Annotated in this window: 21 protein-coding genes and 1 pseudogene; 17 read left to right on the top strand and 5 right to left on the bottom strand. The window is 58.2% G+C overall.

The window, feature by feature from the left end; all coding sequences use genetic code 11:
• Positions 1 to 29 precede the first annotated feature (29 nt).
• From U5K34_RS01980 to U5K34_RS01950, 7 genes are all read left to right on the top strand, one after another.
• The gene (locus tag U5K34_RS01980; RefSeq protein WP_322566841.1) at positions 30 to 671 is read left to right on the top strand and encodes a methyltransferase domain-containing protein; all 642 of its coding nucleotides are present in this window, start codon (positions 30 to 32) and stop codon (positions 669 to 671) included.
• A 191-nt stretch (positions 672 to 862) separates the two neighbouring features.
• A complete protein-coding gene (locus U5K34_RS01975; RefSeq protein ID WP_322566840.1) occupies positions 863 to 1774 on the top strand; it encodes a D-hexose-6-phosphate mutarotase in 912 nt (303 codons plus the stop codon).
• 268 nt (positions 1775 to 2042) lie between these two features.
• Entirely contained in the window at positions 2043 to 2735 is a 693-nt protein-coding gene (locus U5K34_RS01970) for an ABC transporter ATP-binding protein (RefSeq protein ID WP_322566839.1), read from the top strand.
• Positions 2732 to 3973: an ABC transporter permease gene (locus U5K34_RS01965; RefSeq protein ID WP_322566838.1), complete on the top strand. Its 1242-nt coding sequence runs from the start codon at positions 2732 to 2734 to the stop codon at positions 3971 to 3973. Before U5K34_RS01970 ends, U5K34_RS01965 begins: the two co-directional genes overlap by 4 nt.
• A gap of 10 nt (positions 3974 to 3983) precedes the next feature.
• A complete protein-coding gene (locus U5K34_RS01960) occupies positions 3984 to 4373 on the top strand; it encodes a NifB/NifX family molybdenum-iron cluster-binding protein (RefSeq protein WP_322566837.1) in 390 nt (129 codons plus the stop codon).
• A gap of 44 nt (positions 4374 to 4417) precedes the next feature.
• Complete coding sequence (locus U5K34_RS01955; protein ID WP_322566836.1) at positions 4418 to 5134, top strand: outer membrane lipoprotein-sorting protein; 717 nt, start codon at positions 4418 to 4420, stop codon at positions 5132 to 5134.
• 7 nt (positions 5135 to 5141) lie between these two features.
• Positions 5142 to 6419, top strand: coding sequence for a hypothetical protein (locus tag U5K34_RS01950; protein ID WP_322566835.1), 1278 nt, complete (start codon positions 5142 to 5144; stop codon positions 6417 to 6419).
• On the opposite strand, the gene U5K34_RS01945 is transcribed toward U5K34_RS01950, so the two are convergent.
• Positions 6407 to 6601, bottom strand: coding sequence for a hypothetical protein (locus tag U5K34_RS01945; RefSeq protein WP_322566834.1), 195 nt, complete (start codon positions 6599 to 6601; stop codon positions 6407 to 6409). The genes U5K34_RS01950 and U5K34_RS01945 overlap by 13 nt on opposite strands.
• 57 nt (positions 6602 to 6658) lie before the next feature.
• A complete protein-coding gene (locus tag U5K34_RS01940; protein WP_322566833.1) occupies positions 6659 to 7054 on the bottom strand; it encodes a cyclic nucleotide-binding domain-containing protein in 396 nt (131 codons plus the stop codon).
• Positions 7055 to 7169: 115 nt separating this feature from the next.
• On the opposite strand from U5K34_RS01940, the gene U5K34_RS01935 reads away from it, so the two are divergent.
• The 10 genes and pseudogenes from U5K34_RS01935 (at position 7170) to U5K34_RS01895 (ending at position 16084) form a co-directional block, all read left to right on the top strand.
• Complete coding sequence (locus U5K34_RS01935; protein WP_322566832.1) at positions 7170 to 7667, top strand: hypothetical protein; 498 nt, start codon at positions 7170 to 7172, stop codon at positions 7665 to 7667.
• Positions 7668 to 7677: 10 nt separating this feature from the next.
• Positions 7678 to 8619, top strand: coding sequence for an MBL fold metallo-hydrolase (locus U5K34_RS01930; protein ID WP_322566831.1), 942 nt, complete (start codon positions 7678 to 7680; stop codon positions 8617 to 8619).
• Positions 8620 to 8664: 45 nt separating this feature from the next.
• Positions 8665 to 8886, top strand: a pseudogene (locus tag U5K34_RS15995) (ATP-binding protein); the annotation flags it as partial.
• Positions 8887 to 9074: 188 nt separating this feature from the next.
• Positions 9075 to 9710, top strand: coding sequence for a Crp/Fnr family transcriptional regulator (locus tag U5K34_RS01925; protein WP_322566830.1), 636 nt, complete (start codon positions 9075 to 9077; stop codon positions 9708 to 9710).
• Positions 9711 to 9808: 98 nt separating this feature from the next.
• Positions 9809 to 10846, top strand: coding sequence for a porin (locus U5K34_RS01920; RefSeq protein ID WP_322566829.1), 1038 nt, complete (start codon positions 9809 to 9811; stop codon positions 10844 to 10846).
• The gene (locus U5K34_RS01915; protein WP_322566828.1) at positions 10827 to 10967 is read left to right on the top strand and encodes a hypothetical protein; all 141 of its coding nucleotides are present in this window, start codon (positions 10827 to 10829) and stop codon (positions 10965 to 10967) included. The genes U5K34_RS01920 and U5K34_RS01915 overlap by 20 nt, the downstream gene beginning before the upstream one ends.
• Before the next feature lie 46 nt (positions 10968 to 11013).
• Positions 11014 to 11916 (top strand): sulfurtransferase, encoded by a 903-nt coding sequence (locus U5K34_RS01910; RefSeq protein WP_416223995.1) that lies wholly within the window; start codon positions 11014 to 11016, stop codon positions 11914 to 11916.
• 513 nt (positions 11917 to 12429) lie between these two features.
• Positions 12430 to 13341 (top strand): phosphate/phosphite/phosphonate ABC transporter substrate-binding protein, encoded by a 912-nt coding sequence (gene phnD, locus U5K34_RS01905; RefSeq protein WP_322566826.1) that lies wholly within the window; start codon positions 12430 to 12432, stop codon positions 13339 to 13341.
• Entirely contained in the window at positions 13335 to 14744 is a 1410-nt protein-coding gene (locus U5K34_RS01900) for a HAMP domain-containing sensor histidine kinase (RefSeq protein ID WP_322566825.1), read from the top strand. The genes phnD and U5K34_RS01900 overlap by 7 nt, the downstream gene beginning before the upstream one ends.
• Entirely contained in the window at positions 14741 to 16084 is a 1344-nt protein-coding gene (locus U5K34_RS01895; RefSeq protein ID WP_322566824.1) for a sigma-54 dependent transcriptional regulator, read from the top strand. Before U5K34_RS01900 ends, U5K34_RS01895 begins: the two co-directional genes overlap by 4 nt.
• 123 nt (positions 16085 to 16207) lie before the next feature.
• On the opposite strand, the gene U5K34_RS01890 is transcribed toward U5K34_RS01895, so the two are convergent.
• Genes U5K34_RS01890 through U5K34_RS01880 form a run of 3 tightly spaced genes read right to left on the bottom strand, consistent with a single transcriptional unit; the run spans position 16208 to position 20327 of the window.
• Positions 16208 to 18679 carry an arsenate reductase (azurin) large subunit gene (locus U5K34_RS01890; RefSeq protein ID WP_322566823.1) on the bottom strand — a complete coding sequence of 824 codons (2472 nt, stop codon included), beginning with the start codon at positions 18677 to 18679 and terminating at the stop codon, positions 16208 to 16210.
• Between the two features lie 23 nt (positions 18680 to 18702).
• Entirely contained in the window at positions 18703 to 19230 is a 528-nt protein-coding gene (locus tag U5K34_RS01885) for an arsenate reductase (azurin) small subunit (protein WP_322566822.1), read from the bottom strand.
• Between the two features lie 29 nt (positions 19231 to 19259).
• Positions 19260 to 20327 carry a porin gene (locus tag U5K34_RS01880; RefSeq protein ID WP_322566821.1) on the bottom strand — a complete coding sequence of 356 codons (1068 nt, stop codon included), beginning with the start codon at positions 20325 to 20327 and terminating at the stop codon, positions 19260 to 19262.
• Between the last annotated feature and the right edge of the window lie 269 nt (positions 20328 to 20596).

The following is a 20596-nucleotide window of genomic DNA, read 5'->3' as shown; positions in this document are numbered from 1 at the left end:
TTTATATTCAACCTTGAGATCGCGTATTGATGGACATTGATGCACTGACGGCCCCGTCGATGATGGGCCGCATGACCCCGCTGCACGAGACCCGGCTGGATCAGGTACTGCGCCGTCTCAAGGGCAGCGGCGCGCGCCGGGTGCTGGATCTCGGCTGCGGTTCGGGGCACCTGCTTTATCGCCTGGCCGGCGAGCCACAGTTCGAGCAGATCGTCGGGCTGGAGACCTGCGCGCACTCGCTGCGACAGGCCAGAGAGTTGCTGGCCGATCATCTGCAGGGTGATTTACCCCGGCTGGATCTGATCAACGGCTCCTATACCGAATCGCAGCATAACCTTGAGGGTTATGATGCCGCCGCCATGGTGGAGACCATCGAACATCTCAAGCCAGGTGCGCTCTCGGCGGCCGAGCAGGTGGTGTTTGGCCAGATGCGCCCGGCCGTGGTGTACATGACCACACCCAATCGGGAATACAATCCGCTGTATGGTTTACGCCCCGGGGAATTTCGCGAAGCCGATCATGAATTTGAATGGGATCGCGACAAGTTCCGCCACTGGTCGCAGGGCGTCGCCCGGCGCAACGGCTATCGCGTTACCCTGGGCGGGATCGGCGAGGCCGATCCGGAATTCGGCCAACCGACCCAGACAGCCTGGTTTACGCGCCTTGATTAACTCTCGCGGCGCAGCCGCTCCTACACATTTATATGGAATCTGCAGGAGCGCCTCTGGCGCGATTGTTGAAATTTATCGTGATCTTATTTGCTGTTATCACGGTACCCGGATGTGATCGGGTACACGCAAGACCTGTTCAGGCGTCGTTCAATCGCGCCATTTTTTAACTGTTAACCCGAGGAGCCCATTCCATGCTCGAAGAACTCAACCAGCGCTTTGCCCATCCCGATGTTCGTTTCAGCCAAAAAGATCAACTGATCATGATCGAGCTGAGCAATCGTCACGGCTCGGCCACACTCACCACCCATGGCGGTACCTTGCTCAGTTATCAGCCCGCCAACGGCGACGAGGTGATCTGGCTGAGCGAGACGGCGATCTATGATGGCAGCAAGCCGGTGCGCGGCGGTGTGCCGATCTGCTGGCCGTGGTTTGGCCCGTATGATCCCGACACCCTGGGCGCGGATCCGACCGATGCGGCCAAAAAAGGCCACGGCGTCGCCCGGTATGAACTGTGGGATGTGGCCGGCGTGCGCAGCGTGGATAACGAGGCCACCGAACTGGTATTGCAGCTCGAACCCAATGACTCGATTCGCCAGGCCTGGCCGCTGCCATTCATGCTCAAACTGATCGTGACCCTGGGCGAAAAACTGACCCTGGAACTGGTCGGCGAGAACCACAGCGAACGTGACTGGGTGGTGTCCGAGGCGTTTCATACCTACTTCAATGTCGCCCGGGCCGACGGGCTGACCATCGAGGGACTGGACAACACCGCGTATATCGACAAGGGCCGGGACGGCCAGCGCTTCACCCAGGAAGGGCCCTTGCCGCTGACCCTGCCGATGGAATGCATTTTTGTCGATCATAACAACGACGTGGTCATCGACGACGAGGGCCACGGGCGGCGGATCGTGATGGAAAAAATTAACAGCGCGAGCACCGTGGTCTGGAATCCGGGCCCCGAAGGCGCGAAAAGTTTCGCCGACATGCCCGACGATCAATACGACCACATGGTCTGCGTCGAGGCCGCCAATGCCCTGGACAACGCCTATACCCTCAAGGCTGGTGAATCGCATTCGATGAAAATGACGATCGCCGTCAACTGAAGCGAATGATCCCGCTGTGTGCTAAATAGCTGTTCAAAATTCGCGCACACCTTATACTCTGGCTAATCCGGTAGGTCACGCTGGCGTCAGCCTGCGTGACACCCCTGCCGATACGAAGCGTGTCAGGTAGCGCTGTGCGCAACCTGACCTACGCCTCTGTGCACCTTTTAGGGACAGTTATTTAGCCACCCGGCGGGCCTTGCATTCCGGCGTGCCGGGTATATGCTCTGATCGTGACGAACGGTCACGCAGGGAAGGTACCCGACTTATGAGCCTGATTGCGGCCAGCGGACTGGTCAAAACCTATCGCGCGGGAGATGTCGATGTCCCGGCGGTGTGCGGGGTCGACTTTACCATCGAGGCGGGGGCTTTCGTTGCCTTCGTCGGGCCCTCCGGCAGCGGCAAGAGCACCTTGCTGAACATGATCGGCGGTCTGGATCATCCGACCAGGGGCACGCTCAAGGTGCTCGATACCGATATCGCGCAACTGGATCGCAGCGCCGCGGCGGCATTTCGCGGTGCGAATCTTGGTTTTATCTTTCAGGATTTTAATCTGATCCCGGTGCTCTCGGCCTGCGAGAACATCGAATACCCGTTGCTGATGGTGCAGGACTGGCCGGCGGACAAACGCGCGGCGCGGGTTAACGAACTGCTCGAGGCGGTGGGCATGGCCGACCAGGCGAACAAACGCCCCGATCAGCTTTCCGGGGGACAGAAACAGCGCGTCGCTGTGGCGCGCGCGCTGGCCACCAATCCCAAACTGGTGCTGGCCGACGAGCCTACCGCCAATCTCGATCACGATACCGCCTTTCGTATCATCGATCTGATGAAAAAAATGCGCGACGAGTTCGGCACCACGTTCATCTTCTCCACCCACGATCCCAAGATCATGGACGCCGCCGAGATCACCTTCACCCTGGAAGACGGCCATCTGAGTGATCATCCGGGAGGTGCGCAATGATCCGCATCTTCAAACTCGCTGCGCGCAACCTGGCCCGTTACTGGCGGCGCACGCTGCTGACCTCGGGGTTGATCATCCTGGGCATTGTTGCGGTGCTGTCGTTCGTCGCGGTGTCCGGCTCGTTCAAGAACATCATGGTGGGGCAGATTACCGACTCGATGCTCGGCCACCTGCAGGTGCACCGCAAGGGCTATGTCGCCTCCATCGAGAACCTGCCGCTGAATCTCAACATCAAGCCCGCCGCGCTGGCGAAGATCGAACAGGCGCTGGACCTGCCCGAGGTCGAGGCGATCTCGCCGCGGCTCAAGTTCGGCGCCATGTTCAGCAACTTCACCGAGACCACTAGCATTCGCCTCAACGGCATCGTACCGCAGCGCGAGGCCGCCGCCATGCCGGCGCTGGCCGAACGGCTGGTGGACGGCACGCTGGCCAACGGACTGATCGAGCCGGGCAAGCTGCTGATCCCGGAATTGCTGGCGAAGGGCATGAAGATCAAACCGGGTGACACCGTGGTACTGGTGGCGACCAACGTCGACGGCTCGGTCAACGGCCAGACCTTCGAGGTGCAGGGTATACTCGAGGCGGTCACCGGCCCCGGCGGGCGCGACGGTTATCTGCACATGGACGATGCGCGCACGCTGCTGCGCATTACCGATAATGAAGTCAACGAGATCGCCGTGCGTCTGAAGGACATCGACAAGGTCGATCAGGTCGCGGCCCAACTGCGCAAGGCCCTGGCTGAGATTAAAAATCCCAAAGGCGAGGCGATGCTGGACGTGCACAGCTGGGATCAGCTCTCACCGTTCGCCAATATCGCGCGCATGATCGATCTGCTGGATCTGTTCATTCGCATCATGCTGGTGGGCATCGTGCTCATCGCCATCATGAACGTGATGATCATGGCGGTCTACGAGCGCATCCGCGAGATCGGCACCATCGCCGCCATTGGCACGCCGCCGCGGCGTATCCTCGGCCTGTTCGTCGCCGAGGGCCTGCTGCTCGGGCTGGTGGGCACGGTGATCGGTACTGTGTTGAGCCTGTTGCTGGTCTGGGCGCTCAACCTGCGGCCGGTGAGTTTCAATTTCGGTCGCCAGGTAATCGAACTGGCACCGGCGATCGCGTTGAGCGAGGTGTTGTGGATCGGCGCCATCGTGATCCTGGTGGCGGTGATCGCCAGCCTGCAACCGGCCTGGAAAGCGGCGCGCATGGATCCCATTACGGCGCTGCGTCACGTATAGGAGAAATAACATGCACCTGATTAAACGACTGACCCCCTGGCTGCTGGCCACGTTGTTGGCTGCAACAACCGTCCTTGCCGGGGCCGGTGAGGCGCGGATTGCCGTGGCCGCCGACGGGGCTGACGCCAACGCCACCGTGAGTGCGGTGGCCGCACGGGCGCCTTACATATTGATCTTCGATACGCATGGAACCTTGCTGGAATCGCATCCGAACCCGGTTGCCGCTAACCCCGGTAGCGCCGGTCCGGCCCTGGCTACCTGGCTGGGTGAGAAAAAAATCGACATGCTGATTGCCGGTGACTTCGGCGCCAAGCTGTCCCCGGCACTGGCCGAACAGAACATCAACACCGTCGTGGCCAGGGGGCCCGCCAATGAGGCGGTGAAAGAGGTCGGGCAATGACGACAGTGCGTAAAGAATGTAACAGGCCGGTTATCCTCGTAGCGATGCTATTTATATTACTGGGCGGCATTGCACCGGCGCTGGCCTTCGACGCTACCGCCATCCTCAAGGAAGTCGATGAACGCATGGCGCCGGCGTCCTACGAGATGTACCGCAAGCTGATCAACATCGAGCCCGACGGCAAGCGCAAGGAGTTTGTGCTCTACACGGTGAAAAAGGGCACGGACAAGATGGTCGCGCTGTTTCTCGATCCGCCCAGCGAGAAGGGCCGCAGTACCCTGCGCCTGGGCGATAACCTGTGGCTGTACATTCCCAACGTGGGCAAGCCGATCCGCATCACCAGTCTGCAATCGGTGGTGGGTGGCGTCTTCAACAACGCCGACATCATGCGTCTGGACTTCAGCGATGAGTACACTGCCAGCGCCGCCGGCGAGGAAGACGGCCGGTACATTCTCGAGCTCAAGGCGCGCGGCCCGGCGGTGGCCTACGACCGGCTGAAGATGTGGGTGGACAAACAGACCCGCGTGCCGCTGACCATCGAGGCCTACGCCGCCAGCGGGCTGCTGATCAAGACCCTGCACTACAACGACATCAAGGACTTTGGCCACGGCATCGTGCGCCCGGCGAAACTGATCACCGACAGCCCGTTATACAAAGGCTATCAATCGGTGATGCTGTTCGACGGGATCCGCCCGCGCGAATTCGCCGACGAGGTGTTCACCCTCGATTACCTGCCGCGGGTGGGCGAGCTGCGTCAATGAAGCGCTTATGCTGAGAGGGGCGTGGTTGGCGTTCTGGATCGCGGCGATGCCGGCCATGAACGTATCGGCCGCCGACGAGTTCAGTTTCGATCTCAGTCAGTACGGGAAAAAAGCGTACGAGTTCGGCGGCTACCTGCAGGGCAGTGCCGAGCACATCGAGGTCGACAGAGATGCCGCGCTCAGCGCCCTGAGTTTTCCCGACGGCGCCCCGGACAGTTATCAACGCTATCGCGGCGTACTGGAATTGACCGGCAAGTACCGCTGGGACAGCGCGAGCCTCAACGCCCTGTGGCACGGCGAGACCCTCGACGAGTACACCGGCAACCGCCATAACACACGCTTCTACGAACTCTACGTTGATGCTGATCCCGGCGAACGCTGGACGCTGCTGGCCGGCAAGCGCGCGCTGCGCTGGGGCAAGGGCTACGCCTTCAATCCCGTCGGCTTCCTCGAGCGGCCCAAGGATGCCACCGATCCGGAGCTGTCGCGCGAAGGCTTTGTGCTGGCCTCCGCCGAGTACGTGCGCAGTTTCGACGGACCGCTGCAGACCGTCTCGTTCACACCGGTGATCGTCCCGGTCAGTGATGACATCAATGACGACTTCGGCAGCGAGAAAGACACTAATCTCGCGGCGCGGCTGTACCTGCTCTACCGCGATACCGACATCGATATCCTGCTGCGCAGCGGTGACAGTCGAGCCGATGCGTTCGGAGTCGACTTCGCCCGCAACCTTACCACCAACTTCGAGATCCACGGCGAACTGGCCTGGTTCGATGAGCGAACCCAATCCGTGCTTGATGCCGGCAACACCCTGGTGACGCGCGAGACCGAAGCCTTTGACTGGCTGCTCGGCCTGCGCTATCTCACCGCGGCCGAGACCACCTGGATCACCGAGGTCTACCACAACGGCGCCGGTTACACCCGGGACGAGATGCAGCGCTTTTATGATCTGGCACGCGCGACGCCGACCACGCCCGCCCTGCGACCCACCGCGCTGGCCGCGCGCCAGGCAGGCTACGGCACACCCCAGCCGATGCGCGATTACTTATATATAAAGGTGTCACAAAAAGAGCCCTTCGAGGCCCTGTACTGGAATGCCGGCGCCACCACGATCATCAACCTGCACGACAGCAGCTATACCCTGATCCCCGAGGTTAGCTACTCCGGCATCACCAATCTGGAATTGCGCGGGCGGCTTTCGCTACTCGACGGCGGGCGCGATACCGACTTCGGCGAACGGCCCAATGACTGGCGGGCGGAGTTGCGGCTGCGCTATTTTTTCTGAGCCGGCTTCGGCGAAGCCGCGGTTATCAGCCACAGCCGCTGACCCTCCTGCCAGAGCATGCCGCTATCCTGCATCCGGCGCAGAGTCCGGTAGAGCGCTTCATGGGAGAGTCCCAGCTCGGCGGCCCAGGCCTTGCGCGACTGCTCCAGGATCACCACGCCATCGACGCCTTCTGATTCCATATAATGTAAAACCCGCTCGGTGGCGCTGTTGAGGCTGAGCCGTTCGGCGCGGGCGCGCTAGCGGCGCACCTCGGATGCCAGCAGCGTGATCCAGGTGCGGTTGAAGGCGGCGTCGTTTTGCAGTGCGTCGGCAAATGCCTTGCGGGGAAAGGCCAGTAGCTGGCCATCAGCGGCGGCGACCACGTCGCAGTGGTAATGCCGGGCGTCCAGACTCGCCTCGGCGATAAAACCACCCCGTGAACGTTGCAGGATGATCTCCTCACCACCGGCGCTGCGCCGCAACAGGCGGAGCTCGCCACGTAATACGAACAGCATGAAGCGGGGTTTGTCACCCTGATGGTAAAGCGCTTGCCCGCGGACAAACTGATCCAGCCGGGCAGCATTGCGCAATACAACGGGGATGGCCGACAACGCCGGGTGTTGCGGGTCGATGGTTTTCCAGTCTATAGCCATGGGGTGCTTTGTTTGTCGCGGTATTCCAGTGTAGAAAGTCGAATATGATTTGAATCATACCCGCTGTCCCGGCTGCCGGCTAGCATACCGGGAAAATGTGACAGGAGTGGATCCGATGTTCAAACCAATCCGATGGGGCTTAATGGCCGCCGGTCTGCTGGCCGTCGTGATGCTCGCTGCCCGTGCCGAGCCGACGCACCAGCACGCTATGCACGAGCAACACGAAGGCGACGCACAGGCCACAGACAACCGCACGCTGGTCACCTTGCCGCAGCAGATGCGTATCCACACCCTGGCCAACATGCGCGATCATCTGCTCAGCCTGCAGGAGATCCAGACGGCCCTGGCCGAGGGCCGCTTTGACGAGGCCGGCGAGATCGCCGAGCAACGCTTGGGGATGACCTCGCTCGAATTGCACGGCGCCCATGAGGTGGGGCAGTTCATGCCCGAAAAGATGCGCCAACTGGGTACCGACATGCATCGCGCCGCCAGCCGCTTTGCCGTGGTGGCTAAAGATGCCGGCGTGGAAGATGATGTAAGACCGGCGCTGGCAGCCCTGTCGCGGGTCACGCAATCGTGCGTGGCCTGTCACAGTACGTTTCGTTATCAATGAGGATGGGTATATGAAACTCATTAACCGGATGAGCCGTGTCGCCGGGTTGTTTTGTTTGCTCGCACTTGGCGGCACGGGGGTACAGGCCGACGAGGCCCCATTGCATCTGCAGCAGGTCAATGATCACGTTTATGCCATCGTCGGCCCCTTCGGCAATCGCACGCCGGCGAATCTGGGCAATAACGCCACCTTCGGTTTCGTGGTGACGAACGACGGCGTGGTGCTGATCGATTCCGGCGGCAGTTATCAAGGCGCGGCCGCCATCGAGACATTGATCAAACAGGTTACTGACCAGCCGGTGAAGGTCGTGATCAACAGCGGCGGGCAGGATCACCGCTGGTTCGGTAACGGTTACTTCAAGGAACGGGGCGCGCGCATTATCGCCAGTGCGGCGGCGGTGGCCGATCAGAAGGCTCGCCTGCAGGACCAGATGTTTATGCTGGGTAACCTGATGGGCAAAGCGGCATTGGACAGTACCGAAGCCGTGTATGCAGATGAGACCTTCACCGGCAAACACACCTTCACGTTTGGCGGCGTGACCTTCGAGCTGCGCAAGGTTGGCCCGGCGCACACCCCCGGCGACAGCCTTGTCTGGTTGCCCGGGGAGCGTATCGTATTTGCCGGTGATGTGGTGTTCGTGGGGCGATTGCTGGGGGTTTTACCCTATTCCGATAGTCAGGGCTGGATCGAGGCCTTTAACGCGATGGCGGCGCTGGAGCCGAAAGTGGTGGTCCCCGGTCACGGTCCGGCCACCGACCCGGGCCTCGCGCGCCGGGATACCCTGGACTATCTGGTTTTCCTGCGCGAGAAGGTGGGGACGTTCATGGACAGCGGCGGCGACATTACCCGGATCGGTACCCTGGAACAGTCGCGTTTCAAGTGTCTACAGGACTACGATGTGCTCAAGGGACGCAACGCCCAGCAGGTTTATCAACAAATGGAATGGGAGTAGCCACAGGTAGAAGGGACGCCGCCTGTCCGTACTGTCTGTGATTATTCAGGTCCGGGCATACGGTTAGTCCAACATGCAACATGTTACAGAGCCTTTCTATCGTGTCGAAAAATCCCGCTCGCGCGAAACGGGCGGGTCGGTCTGGGGCTTTCAATTGCCCGGAATATTGTTGATTTCCATGGGGGCGAGATGACGCTGCGTAACCACCCGAAAGGTGGGCTGGAAATCGTCATTCGACTTGCCCGCGAATCCGGAAACGGTGTGTAGCCAACCGTGGCATTTTGCCAGTGTCCTTGCAATTTGCCAGAGTCGTGGGCTGTTCCAGAGGCTTTATTCCCCATAAGTTATTGATTCTTTAATTGGCATGGGCCTTGTAAAGGATTGCTCTGCAAACAGCAAATCAGGGAATTTCTCCTGATCCTGACAACAAAGAGAATTAAACAATGTCCCAGCCCATGCCTCAGAAATTAATCAATGAACTGCCCGCCTATTTTCCGGAAAGTCTGGCCCAGCGTGGCAAGATCATGCGTCTCAGGCGCGGTGAATATCTGTTCCATCGTGGCGAGGCGGTTACCTGGCTGAGCTATATACTCGAAGGCGAGCTCAAGGCCGTACGCGCGCAACCGGAGGGCGCCGAGTGTGTGATGGTCCGGGGCGTCTCCGGCGAGTTCTTTGCCGAGTCCTCACTCGCAACAGATCGTTATGTGTGTGACGGTATCGCGGTCTGCGCCACCCGCCTGTTGCTGGTACCGGCCGATGAAGTTCGGCAAACCCTCTGTCAGTCGAATGATTTTGCGCTCGGTTTTGCCCTGGCCATTGCTCGCCAGGCGCGCAAGCAGTGCTCGCGCTACGAGCGGGTGCGGCTCAAACGGGCCCGCGACAGGGTCTTGCACTTTCTGGCCTGTGAATCCTCGCCGGAGGGCATTATCAACCTCTCGGCGCCGATGGTGGACCTGGCCTGCGAGCTGGCCCTGGAGCCGGAGACCCTGTACCGGACTCTGGCGGAGCTCGAAACAGAAGGGTTTCTCGAGCGCAACAACCGCCAGTTACGCGTGATCGGAATGCAAAGCCATGAGGTGGCCGGATCCTGATCGTAATCATGTTTTCCCGAGCATGACTTGCTTAAGGTTCGTAATCGGTGGATCGCGTCAGCGTTATCACCGTATTACTCAACCATTGGGAGGAAAACATGAAAAAGACAACAATCGCGACGCTGGTAGCAGCCATGATGGCAGTGCCGGCCATGTCGGCACAGGCGGCGGATAATGAAGTCAACGTCTACGGGCAGATTCGCCTGTCGGTCGATAACAACTCGGATGATTTTGGTGCTGGCAGCGAAGGTACCGGTATGAAAAGCAACTCGTCACGTCTGGGTGTGAAAGGCAGCATGCCGACCACACTGAGCGGGACCGATCTGATCTACAAGGCGGAAATCCGTTATGGGGCGGCGGATGAAAAAACTGCCGAGATCGAATGGCGTGAAGGTTATGGCGGCCTCAAAGGTAGCTGGGGCAAGCTGCGTGCCGGACGTCTGAGCGTGCATTACAAGACCAGCGGGACAAAAATCGATCCCTGGACGGATAATATTCCGCAGGGTCGGCAAAGCAGTAAACAGGGTATGTCTTCGTTGCATTCCAGTTATTTTAATAACGCACTGGAATATATTACCCCGAAATTCGGCAACCTGAGCGCCGGTGTCTGGCATTCCATGCAGTTTGATGGCGAGACTGGTGCCCCCACCGATAAAGTCGGCACGATTCATAATGCCGGCCCGATTAACAAATATAAGGGCGGCACGGCGTCCGGCGCCGGCGTGCGGTATACCGACAAGAACTGGTTCGTATCCGCGGATGTGCTGGATATCGACGCCGATAGCGTGACCTCGGCGAATATGGCCAATGGGTCGGGTTCGCAACTGGCTGTGCGCTACAAGTCCGGGCCGTTTTCCATTGCCGCATTTTATGAGGACGTGGAAGATCTGGGGTTGGGAACCAACACCTATCTGAACGGTATCTATCGGGTCGGTCACACACGCCTGATCGCAACGCTGGGCAGTAACAGCGATGCCACCCAGTTTGGTAACCAGGATATCGACACCTGGAGCCTGGGCGCCAAATACGATCTGACCAAAAAATCCGAGCTGTTTGCCGCATTCAACAGCCGCGATGAAGGTGCCAACACTTTCGATACGTTCACGGTTGGGTTGAATGCCAAGTTCGGCTATTGATGAACCGGGCATCATCCTGACCGCCAATGCGGTCTCCCATGAGCGGTGCGGCATCCTGTCGCGCCGTTTTTTTATTGCAGCACAGGGAAGAACATGGTTTTATGGAAAAATGTGGTTATGATATTAACTGGAGGTAACGAATAATGCTTTCTGGCGGTGCTCGTTTAATGTTCGGTGTTTTGCTTTTCGCATTGGCCTCGCTTTCTCATGCCGAACGCGATTTTCTGGTCGATTCGGTCTGGCTTGAATCAAATATCGACGATCCGGACATGGTCTTGCTGGAGGTGCGTTATCACCCGCATCGCTATTATACGGTAGGCCACATTCCCGGGGCGGTGCAGGTGCAGCGTTTCAAGGACCTGGGTGACAATCGTGCGGTTCCCCTGATGCGGTTTCCCTCAAAAGCCGATTTTCAGTCAACATTGCGTGGCTGGGGCGTGAATAACGACTCGCTGGTGGTTATCTACGACGATTCGCGCACGGCGCTGGCCTCCAGAGTCTATTTTCTGCTCGAGCTGTACGGTTTTGATATGTCCAGGGTGAAAATCCTGGAAGGCGGGACCATCGAATGGACGGCATTTAATGAGCTGAGCAAGGACAAAGCCAAAGTCAATCCAGGCAATGTGACACTCAAACCCGCCAATCCGCGACTTTTCGTGGAATGGGAAGATGTTTATGAAGATGTTCTCTCACGCCGTGATCCCGATGTGGTGTTGCTGGATGCCCGCCCGCAGGATATGTACACCGGCGAGGTGATTCGTCATTCGATCCGCGGCGGGCATATTCCCGGTGCTGTCAATATCGTCAGTCTGGAGGGTACCGACGGCCAGAGCCAGAAATGGCTTTCAAATGAAAAACTGGCATACCTGTATCGATCCATTCCAAAAGACAAGCGGGTCTATGTTTATTGTCATGATGGTTTTCGTATGAGCCTGGCGTATATGCAGCTCAAGAAACTGGGGTATAAGGATGTGAGACTTTACAATGGCGGCTGGTCTCACTGGGGGAACGCACTGACCTTGCCGGTTGTGGAAGGGGAGGAACCCTACGATGCCGAGTATGCCCTGTAGGCTAATATCGAGCTATAGGCTGATTGCCGGACACCGCTTGCGCTTTGTCCGGCCTACGCCCTGCTTGTCAGGTAGGCCCGATTAAGCGCAGCGGTATCGGGCAGATTGCCGGACACCGTTTGCACTTTGTCCGGCCTACGCCCTGCTTGTCAGGTAGGCCCGATTAAGCGCAGCGGTATCGGGCAGATTGCCGGACACCGTTTGCACTCTGTCCGGCCTACGCCCTGCTTGTCAGGTAGGCCCGATTAAGCGCAGCGGTATCGGGCAGATTGCCGGACACCGTTTGCGCTCTGTCCGGCCTACGCCCTGCTTGTCAGGTAGGCCCGATTAAGCGCAGCGGTATCGGGCAGATTGCCGGACACCGTTTGCGCTCTGTCCGGCCTGCTCCCCGCTCTAAGCCCCGGCCGGGCCTGGAAGTACCGATGGCTTTATCTTATTCTTGTTGACGGGAAACCTGTTGCTTTTAAGGTGTTATGTTTACGTTCTTGCACAAGGCCAAAAGCGTGAGTCGCGATGGGGTGGATTAAACGCCTGATAGTGATATTGCTGGCAACCGCCCTGATCGGTTGTGGCGACGAGACGGTTCCGCCGGTGAATGTCGGGGAGGTTTCTTCCGAAGCCGATCCGTCGGCCCTGGTCTTGATCGTACATCCTTATGATACCCCGAGCCGGATCATCAGTCGTTTTCAACCGCTGGCCGATTATCTTCAACAGCAGACGGGTCGCCAGGTAAAGATCGAGGTGGCGCTGTCCTACCGGGATCAAATCCGTCGGCTTGCCCGTAACGAGGCGGATCTGGCCTATATCGGTCCCACGCCCTATCTGCGGGCGCACGATCACTATCTGAAGGGCGCCGAGCGCAATCTTCAGCTAATAGCGGCCGAGGTCGGTGGGGACAAAACCGGCTACCACAGCGTGCTCGTGGTTCGCTCCGGCAGTGAGATCCGCGCAGTGGATGATGTGCGCCATCATACCGTGGCTTTTGGATCGCCCCATTCATTCAGCAGTCACTATGTACCACGCGTGATGCTGGCCCGAGCCGGTATACAACTCAGTGATCTGAAGGATTATGCCTTTTTGCGTCGCCATGAGCGGGTTGCCCTGGCGGTGTTACATGGTGATTTTGACATGGGCGGATTGCGCAAGGCGATTGCCGAACGTTACCTGGATCGGGGGTTGCGTATCGTGGAAGAGTCCCCGAGCCTGCCCGCCCATGTGATTGCCGCCGCGCCGGATTTTGATACAGAACTGGCAAAGCGCCTGCGGGAAATACTGATTTCGGCAAGCGAGGATATTGCAAAGGATTTTCAGCCCTTCGGTCAGCCGGTCCGGTTTATTCCTGTCGAGGACAGCGACTTTTCCCTGGCGCGCGCGGTGGTGCGTACCGTTGAAGACGGTTGCCCACAGGAGGCCTTGCCGTGGTAAGGCAACGCCGCATCACTTTGTCCGGGCTGATCAGCCTCTATGCGGGCGGGGCCCTGGTGGTTCTGGCCCTGATTTTGGGCGTGGTGATGCAACAAAGCATCAGTCGCGTACTGGACGATGCCTTGCGTGACAAGGCCGGCGCCCTGGCCCGGCAACTGGCGATCGTCTCCCTGGATTCGGTGCTGACCTACGATTACGGTACCCTCGAACGTTATGTCAATGATCTCGGTGCCGGGCGGGACATGGTTTATGTCCGGGTGCAACGCGAGGACGGTGAGTTGCTGGCCGAGGCAGGCAACCGTGAGCGGGCGGGGGATAGTTCGGTTATCACGATTGCCGAACCCGTCAACCTGGCCGGGCGCGATATTGGTGAAGTGCTGGTGGCCTATGATCGCCGGGCAGTCGATCAGACTGTCGGGCTGCTGACCCTGGCCGGTCTTGTCGGCTTGCTGGTATTGACGGTGATCCTGTTCTATTTGTTACGTCAACTGCTGCGCGAGCGACTGGTCGAACCGGTCCGCGCCCTGGCCAACAGTGTCAACCCGATGTACAGCGATGCACCCTTGGCCATGCCGTTGAAACAAAATGTGCCCGAGGAGATCGAGCAACTGGCGGAAATGTTTTCGCGCCTGCAAAGTGACATTCACCGTCATATTGACGAACTGGAACAGGCCAACCGCCTGGCCCGCAGCGCCACGGCGCGCTTGTGCCAGGAACAGCGGCTGGCCACTATCGGGCAGATGGCGGCCGGGCTGGCCCACGGGTTGAATACCCCGCTGGGTAATATCATCGGCTATGCCCAGCAGGGCAGCCGGGAAATTCCGGATGAACGCGGCGCGCATCGTTTCCAGGTCATCGAACGTCAGGCGCGTAAATGCTCGCAGATCGTCGGCGATCTGCTGGCTTCCGCGCGAGCGCCCAAGACGGTGATTCAGCGGCTGGATCTGGATAATCTGGTGCGTTCCACTGTTACCCTGATTCGTCCGGTGATTCGCGATCATGGTGTGACGACTGTCGAAATCAATAGCTATGGCCCATGCTGGGTCTATGGGGATGTCAGTGGGCTGGAGCAGATTCTTTTTAATTTATTTAACAATGCGGCCCAGGCCGGTGCCACGGCATTGCAGCTCACGCTGCAGTGTAACGAAGACGAAGGGGTACTGCTGGTACAGGATAACGGTTCGGGCATTGACAACGCGCACCGTAAAAAAATATTCGAACCCTTTTTTACCACCAAGGATGCCGGGACCGGAACCGGGCTGGGCCTGTATCTGTGCCGGACCCTGCTGCAATCCATGAACGGCAATATTGAACTGGTCGAGGATACCGCCGGCCAGACGCTGTTTCGTTTACAATTACCCGTCGCCGAAACCCGGACCAGCGAAAAGGCAAATCAGGCATGAAATTCGATATTCTTATTGCCGAGGACGATCCGGATATGGCCGACTTGCTGGAGGAACTGGCCAGTGAAGCCGGGTTTCGTGTCACTGTGCTGTATACCGGCAGCGAGGCGCGACAGCGTTTGCACCGTGATCTGCCTGATGTGTTGTTCACCGATTTGCGCCTGCCACAACCCGACGGCCTGCAGTTACTGAACGAGGCGCGTGGATTGAATCCCGGCATGCCGGTGGTGATGATCACCGGCTATGCCACGGTTCAGGATGCTGTTGAGGGATTTCGTAATGGTTTGTTTGATCTGATCACCAAGCCGTTTGATACCGAACAGGTGCGCGGCCTGCTGGAGCGGGTGCGAAACCTGCTGACCCACGAACGGCGTATCGAGCAGCTGGATGCCCGGCTGGCACAGCTGGACGAGGAACCCGCGCCGATCATCGAGAGCCGCGCCGCGCAGCGCATGCTGGAGCTGGCTGAACAGGTGGCGCAGCTCGAACTGCCCGTGTTGCTGAGCGGCGAGACCGGCACCGGCAAGGGCGTGCTCGCCCGCTGGATTCACGATGCCAGTCCTCGTTGCGAGGGCCCGTATCTGGCGCTCAACTGCGCGGCGGTACCGGAAACCCTGATCGAGAATGAACTGTTCGGTCATGAAAAAGGCGCATTTACCGGCGCCACGTCGCGTAAACGCGGCCTGCTGGAACTGGCCGACGGCGGCACCCTGCTGCTGGATGAGATCAACAGTACCCGCCCCGAAGTGCAGGCCCGTCTGCTGCAATTCGTCCAGGAGCGCACCCTGTTGCGGGTGGGCGGGGAGCGGCCGGTCGACGTGGATGTCCGGCTGGTTGTCGCGGCCAATGAGGATCTGGCCAAACTGGTGGAAGAGGGCCGTTTTCGGCGGGATCTCTTCTATCGGCTGAATGTCTATCCCATTGAATTACCCCCCCTGCGCGAACGTCGTGAAGATATCGCGCCGCTGGCCGAGCGTTTCATGCTGCGCTACGCGCGTGAGCTGGCGCGCGACGTGCGCGGTTTTTCCGCCGGGACGCTCGACGCCCTGCAGGGTTATGACTGGCCGGGGAATGTCCGGGAACTGGAGAATATTGTTCAGCGTGCCGTGGTTCTGGCCAACGGTGAACATATCGAGCGCCATCATTTGCCGCGGGAGTTGATAGCCGGTTCCAGCGCCAGTCCGTCCGAACCTTGGCCGATTCCACCGGATGCCACACTGCTCGAAGTCGAGCGCTACTGGATGGAGCACATGCTCAGGCGTTGCCAGGGGAACAAAACCGAAGCCGCCCGGCGGCTGAGGATCGACCCTTCCACCTTACACCGACGGCTACGGGATTAGCGGCAGTCGTACAGAATGCGGCAGTTCCCAGGTACCAATATAATATTACGCTCGGGCAGATAAAAAAGCCTGATCCAACTGGACCAGGCAATGCTATTCTCACTTACAATGAGGAGCGTGTTTTTAAATATACCGTCTGCGCTTGAACGAGACATTCTTCTTGTAGTATGGCATTGTTGAGACCTTTTGAATGTTGGCCCACGTTCCCTTGTAGAACGGAACCACGTTTCGATCTGTCCAGTCAGTAACAACGTCGCCAACGTTACCGTTATAATAACCAAACATCATAAAGGTATGACCGCGTTTCATGTCTGGTTCAACATAGGCCATGGCAAAGGTTGAGCCATAGTCGTTATAAACCTCAACGACGTCACCAGACTTGATGCCGAGGTCCGCGGCGTCATTCGGGTTGATCTCAATTGGCGCCATCGGATAGCGATTGGTTCGAAAGTCAATATGTCGATCATGGTAAGCGGTTTGCCATATGTGGTTGGTGCGGCCGTTGTTGATCCAGAAGCGGTATTTCCTGCGTTGTTCGGCTACGGTTTCAGGGAATCCGTTCCATGGGGCGGGAAGGAAATGCGCCTTGCCATCACCGGTATTGAATTTGTTGTCACTGTAGATAATTTCAGTGCCAATCAGTTTGTTATCCCTGTATTCCTTGACGGGTAGTTGCACGCCGTTATTGCCCATGTCGCGAAGTCGGGAATAGGTCACCAGATGACCGGTGGCGCCACCCTGACTATCGATCTCCTTTTTGTGCGCCATGCGGAAACCATCGTTGAAAGCATCTTCCTCTGTTTTCCAATCATAGCCTGAAAAACGCTCGGCCATTTTTTTGTTGCCTTCCTTTTCATACATGGCTTTGAGAGTGTTGGCAATATCAGCGGCAATCAAACAGTCCGGCTTGGCTACACCTGGTGGTGACATAAATTTTTCTGACAGGCGCATCCTGCGTTCACCATTCATTGACGTCAGGTTCATTTCCCCCGGATGCGCGGCGGGTAACATAAGAAGAGATGCTTCGGCGAATTTCGTCGGGTAGAGATCCACGGTAGTTGTAAACAGCCCACCATGGTTTCTTACTGCGTCGTAAATCGCGTCGACAAGCCGTTCCATTGAACCGCCGCGGACTCGGGACATGGCCTCACGAACGATATTTGCCCGGCGATATAATGTAGCCCGATATTCCTGTGCGTTGAGCGTTGTCTGAAAAGCATTGCAACCCCAGACTGTCAGGCTTTGTCCGTTATTGTTCATGATTTCCTGATCAATGAACGGTGCAGGGCGCGGTCCGGGATAAGGCGGGCGTGTGTACCCTTCCTGATGTCCGCCAAGCCGGCAAACGCCGGTGCCACGACGGCCAACATTATGAGTGGCGAGTACCAGATCGACCAATGCTGACTGGATTCGATAATTGTCATTGCCCCAGATGATGCCCTTCTCGTATAAATGGGCTGTACGAGGGCGGTGGCCGGAGGGCTTCGGTTTGTAGGCCCATTCGGCGGCTTTTTTCAAATCCTCGACGGATATGCCCGTGATCCGGCTGCATTCAGACAGACTCATTCGATTGGCATCCAGTGCTTCGTCAAAGCCCGATGTATGACTGGCGATAAACTCTTTATCATGCCAGCCTTGATCCACGACATAAGTCAGTAGGCCATTGAACAATGCGGTGTCCGTACCAGGTTCGATGCGCAAATGCATGACTCTGTCTTTCCCGACGGTCTCCTCACATACGGCGACAGTCAGGGAGCGGCGTGGGTCAATGAAAATAAACCGGCCTGGCGCGGCGGTTTCACCCTTGAACCACTGTTTTTTCTTGTCCACGGTGGCACCCCGGAGATTGGGCAAGGCGTGCGCAAGAAAGAAGTTGCTCTGGGTCTCGTAAGCGTTGGCGCCGATAAAAACAATGGTATCTGCGACTTCGCTGTCTTCATAGCTGTTGTTCAGCTCGCCAATACCCATGTCACGGGTTGCATGGCACTCCGAGTTGTATGCGGGGCGATTATGCATTCTGACCATCTTGGTGCCGATTGACGAGAACATCAACTTACCGGTTCCCCAGGTGTTTTCAAATCCGCCCCCCGCGCCGCCATGGTCGAACATGTTAAACATGATTTGATCCGGACCATCCTGATCGAGAATGCGCTTTGTTACTCCGGCATAGATCTGCAGTGCCTGTTCCCAGCTGATGTCGACCCAATCGTCGCCGGTAAACAGGCGGGGATATTTAAGCCGATCACGCGTGGCACCATCGGCTCGATACATGGCTGTTGCCATCTGTCCCCCTCGCGTGGAGGATAACCCCTGATTAACGACGCACTCCTTGTCGGGAACAATCATGATATTGTAGGTTCTGTTGTTTTCCTCGATCTGATTGACCATCGCTGGTGTCAACGTGGCCTCAAGGGGTGCCAACTGGCGACGAAAGTCGATGCCCAGTGCATTTTGATCGGGTGCCCGGCCACCCTCGTGATTGGCCGGCCATTTGTAGACATGGTAACCACAGCCCACGATACAGAAGTGACAGGTCATATTGGTTTTTTGGGCACCGACTGGCGGTAGCGGTATGCGATCAGTGAATTTGCTCATGAAACTTTCCCCCTCATTGAATTCTAGATGGTGTTTGCCTGACGACCATAGATCAGACCGTCGACCCCGACGGCCTTGATGTCTCCGGTCGCAGCATCATGGCTTAACAGGATACGCGGCAGATTTTCTGTTGCCTGGCCGGTGACCATTTGCCCGGTTTTTTCACTGTCAAACACACTGAAGTGGCAGGGGCATTTAAAATTCCGGCTGTCCGCGTCGTAGCTCACGGGGCAGCCCATGTGGGTGCACAGAGTGCTGTAGGCGACAATGTCCTTGCCGGGTCCGACACCGCCCGGTACCGCATGACCAATTCGTACCAGCATGCATGGCGAGGCCTTGTCCGGATAGGTGAAACTGACGGGTTTGTTGATCGCCAATTTGTTGGCATTGGCTACTGTGGTAATTGGATAATCCAGGGTGGTACCACCCGGCTGAACAGCCAGGGCGTCTTCAGGCGGGGCCAGACACCCCCCGGCCATGGTTGCTGTCCCGGCAGTCACCGCCCCGGCGCCGCCCAGTTTGAGGAATTCACGTCTGCTGAATTTTGACATAATTGATGACTCCCTGGGTTGGTGATGAATTACCTGATGAGGCCGGCATCGAACTTGTAAACCACGCCGATCGAGATCGAGGACGGATCATTTCCGGCGCCAGGGGTGACCGCCTGGCCGTGGCCGTAGTTATTGGCGGTGAAGGTCGCCAGCGGATCGTTGTCGGTACTGGCGTAGGCCAGATACAGCGTGGTCGCCTCGTCCAGGGCGTGGTCGTAACCCACGGCGATCTGACTGGCATCGCTGTTGGCCGCATCCGCATCGCTGCCGACATACTGGACCTTGAATACCCCGGTGCTCGTGGCCTGGTAGCTGAGGCCGAGCGTGAAGCTGTCGCGATCACTGCCTGCCGTTCCCCCTATATCCGACTCGGTCTGATAGCCGCCGCCCAGGGTGAGATTGCCCATGTGGTAACTGGCGGTGAGTGCGGTCGCGGTATGCTCCGGAGTGCCGGTTCCCTGGCCCAGGCTGGTATGCGCCGCGCCGAGCCTGAGGCCGCCATCAGAGGCATAGTTGAGTTTTACAACCAGATGATCCTGATTGTCAATGCCGCTTTCGGGAACATACGCCACCAGGGCATCGACGCCGTTGCCCAGATCGGGGGTGGCATAGGCCAGTACGCCGTTGGCGCGCCCGGGAATGCCGGTGCCGCCCCAGATGTTGCCCAGATCACCGACCTGGTCGGCAAACAGGTTGAAGTCATATACCCACTGGTTCAGTACGCCCAGGCGCCCGGCCAGGACAGTGCCGCCACTGCCGGACAACCCGACGTAGGAATCGCGCGCGGTGCTGAACAGATTATTGCCGGTGCCGCCGCCATTGCCGTCATTCGTCCCCCGCCCGGTCAGATCGACGCCGGCCTCGTACTGAAAGAGCAGGGTCAAATCGTTGCCCACGCCGTGCTGGCCTTTAAAGCCGAGCCGGGATGAATTGCTGGCCACATAGAGGTGGCTGTCGGCCCCGTCATCGTTGCTGTCCACCGAAAGATGGCCGACGCCGTAGATATCCAGTTCCAGTGCCAGGGCCGAAGCCGGGACCAGGCACAACGCGGCCAGCACCGCGCCGCTAATCGGTCTGCGAAACATTGTGGTATGCATAAGAGGGATCCCCTGTTGTTGTTCAGACAAAATTTTTTATCAGCGTGTTTGACTCAACGATTTGCTATAAAAATCGACCCGCCGGGTCACATCATTCCGGCTAGCAAGAGATAAACCAGAGAAAAACAGGCGGGAATTTGGCGGGGTGTTATCGTTATGCAGCTTATTGATAGCTGACGATAAATCTGTCAATCGTAAATCCCTGGTAAAACCGGTCAGTTTCAGCGGTGCCTTTTCGCCAATAAGATGTCACCTGTTTGTAACATCGA

It is taken from the genome of Thiohalophilus sp., from assembly GCF_034521165.1.
Classification (GTDB): domain Bacteria; phylum Pseudomonadota; class Gammaproteobacteria; order UBA6429; family Thiohalophilaceae; genus Thiohalophilus.
Note: the sequence above shows the minus strand (reverse complement) of the source record. Positions and strands in the feature narration are given on the sequence as shown.

What these genes read in the sequence shown, in the direction of transcription:
- U5K34_RS01980 (WP_322566841.1), top strand. Translation starts at nt 30, where the DNA reads ATGGACATTGATGCACTGACGGCCCCGTCGATGATGGGCCGCATGACC.
- U5K34_RS01975 (WP_322566840.1), top strand. Translation starts at nt 863, where the DNA reads ATGCTCGAAGAACTCAACCAGCGCTTTGCCCATCCCGATGTTCGTTTC.
- U5K34_RS01970 (WP_322566839.1), top strand. Translation starts at nt 2,043, where the DNA reads ATGAGCCTGATTGCGGCCAGCGGACTGGTCAAAACCTATCGCGCGGGA.
- U5K34_RS01965 (WP_322566838.1), top strand. Translation starts at nt 2,732, where the DNA reads ATGATCCGCATCTTCAAACTCGCTGCGCGCAACCTGGCCCGTTACTGG.
- U5K34_RS01960 (WP_322566837.1), top strand. Translation starts at nt 3,984, where the DNA reads ATGCACCTGATTAAACGACTGACCCCCTGGCTGCTGGCCACGTTGTTG.
- U5K34_RS01955 (WP_322566836.1), top strand. Translation starts at nt 4,418, where the DNA reads ATGCTATTTATATTACTGGGCGGCATTGCACCGGCGCTGGCCTTCGAC.
- U5K34_RS01950 (WP_322566835.1), top strand. Translation starts at nt 5,142, where the DNA reads ATGCTGAGAGGGGCGTGGTTGGCGTTCTGGATCGCGGCGATGCCGGCC.
- U5K34_RS01945 (WP_322566834.1), bottom strand. Translation starts at nt 6,601, where the DNA reads ATGGAATCAGAAGGCGTCGATGGCGTGGTGATCCTGGAGCAGTCGCGC.
- U5K34_RS01940 (WP_322566833.1), bottom strand. Translation starts at nt 7,054, where the DNA reads ATGGCTATAGACTGGAAAACCATCGACCCGCAACACCCGGCGTTGTCG.
- U5K34_RS01935 (WP_322566832.1), top strand. Translation starts at nt 7,170, where the DNA reads ATGTTCAAACCAATCCGATGGGGCTTAATGGCCGCCGGTCTGCTGGCC.
- U5K34_RS01930 (WP_322566831.1), top strand. Translation starts at nt 7,678, where the DNA reads ATGAAACTCATTAACCGGATGAGCCGTGTCGCCGGGTTGTTTTGTTTG.
- U5K34_RS01925 (WP_322566830.1), top strand. Translation starts at nt 9,075, where the DNA reads ATGCCTCAGAAATTAATCAATGAACTGCCCGCCTATTTTCCGGAAAGT.
- U5K34_RS01920 (WP_322566829.1), top strand. Translation starts at nt 9,809, where the DNA reads ATGAAAAAGACAACAATCGCGACGCTGGTAGCAGCCATGATGGCAGTG.
- U5K34_RS01915 (WP_322566828.1), top strand. Translation starts at nt 10,827, where the DNA reads ATGCCAAGTTCGGCTATTGATGAACCGGGCATCATCCTGACCGCCAAT.
- U5K34_RS01910 (WP_416223995.1), top strand. Translation starts at nt 11,014, where the DNA reads ATGTTCGGTGTTTTGCTTTTCGCATTGGCCTCGCTTTCTCATGCCGAA.
- phnD (WP_322566826.1), top strand. Translation starts at nt 12,430, where the DNA reads ATGGGGTGGATTAAACGCCTGATAGTGATATTGCTGGCAACCGCCCTG.
- U5K34_RS01895 (WP_322566824.1), top strand. Translation starts at nt 14,741, where the DNA reads ATGAAATTCGATATTCTTATTGCCGAGGACGATCCGGATATGGCCGAC.
- U5K34_RS01890 (WP_322566823.1), bottom strand. Translation starts at nt 18,679, where the DNA reads ATGAGCAAATTCACTGATCGCATACCGCTACCGCCAGTCGGTGCCCAA.
- U5K34_RS01885 (WP_322566822.1), bottom strand. Translation starts at nt 19,230, where the DNA reads ATGTCAAAATTCAGCAGACGTGAATTCCTCAAACTGGGCGGCGCCGGG.
- U5K34_RS01880 (WP_322566821.1), bottom strand. Translation starts at nt 20,327, where the DNA reads ATGCATACCACAATGTTTCGCAGACCGATTAGCGGCGCGGTGCTGGCC.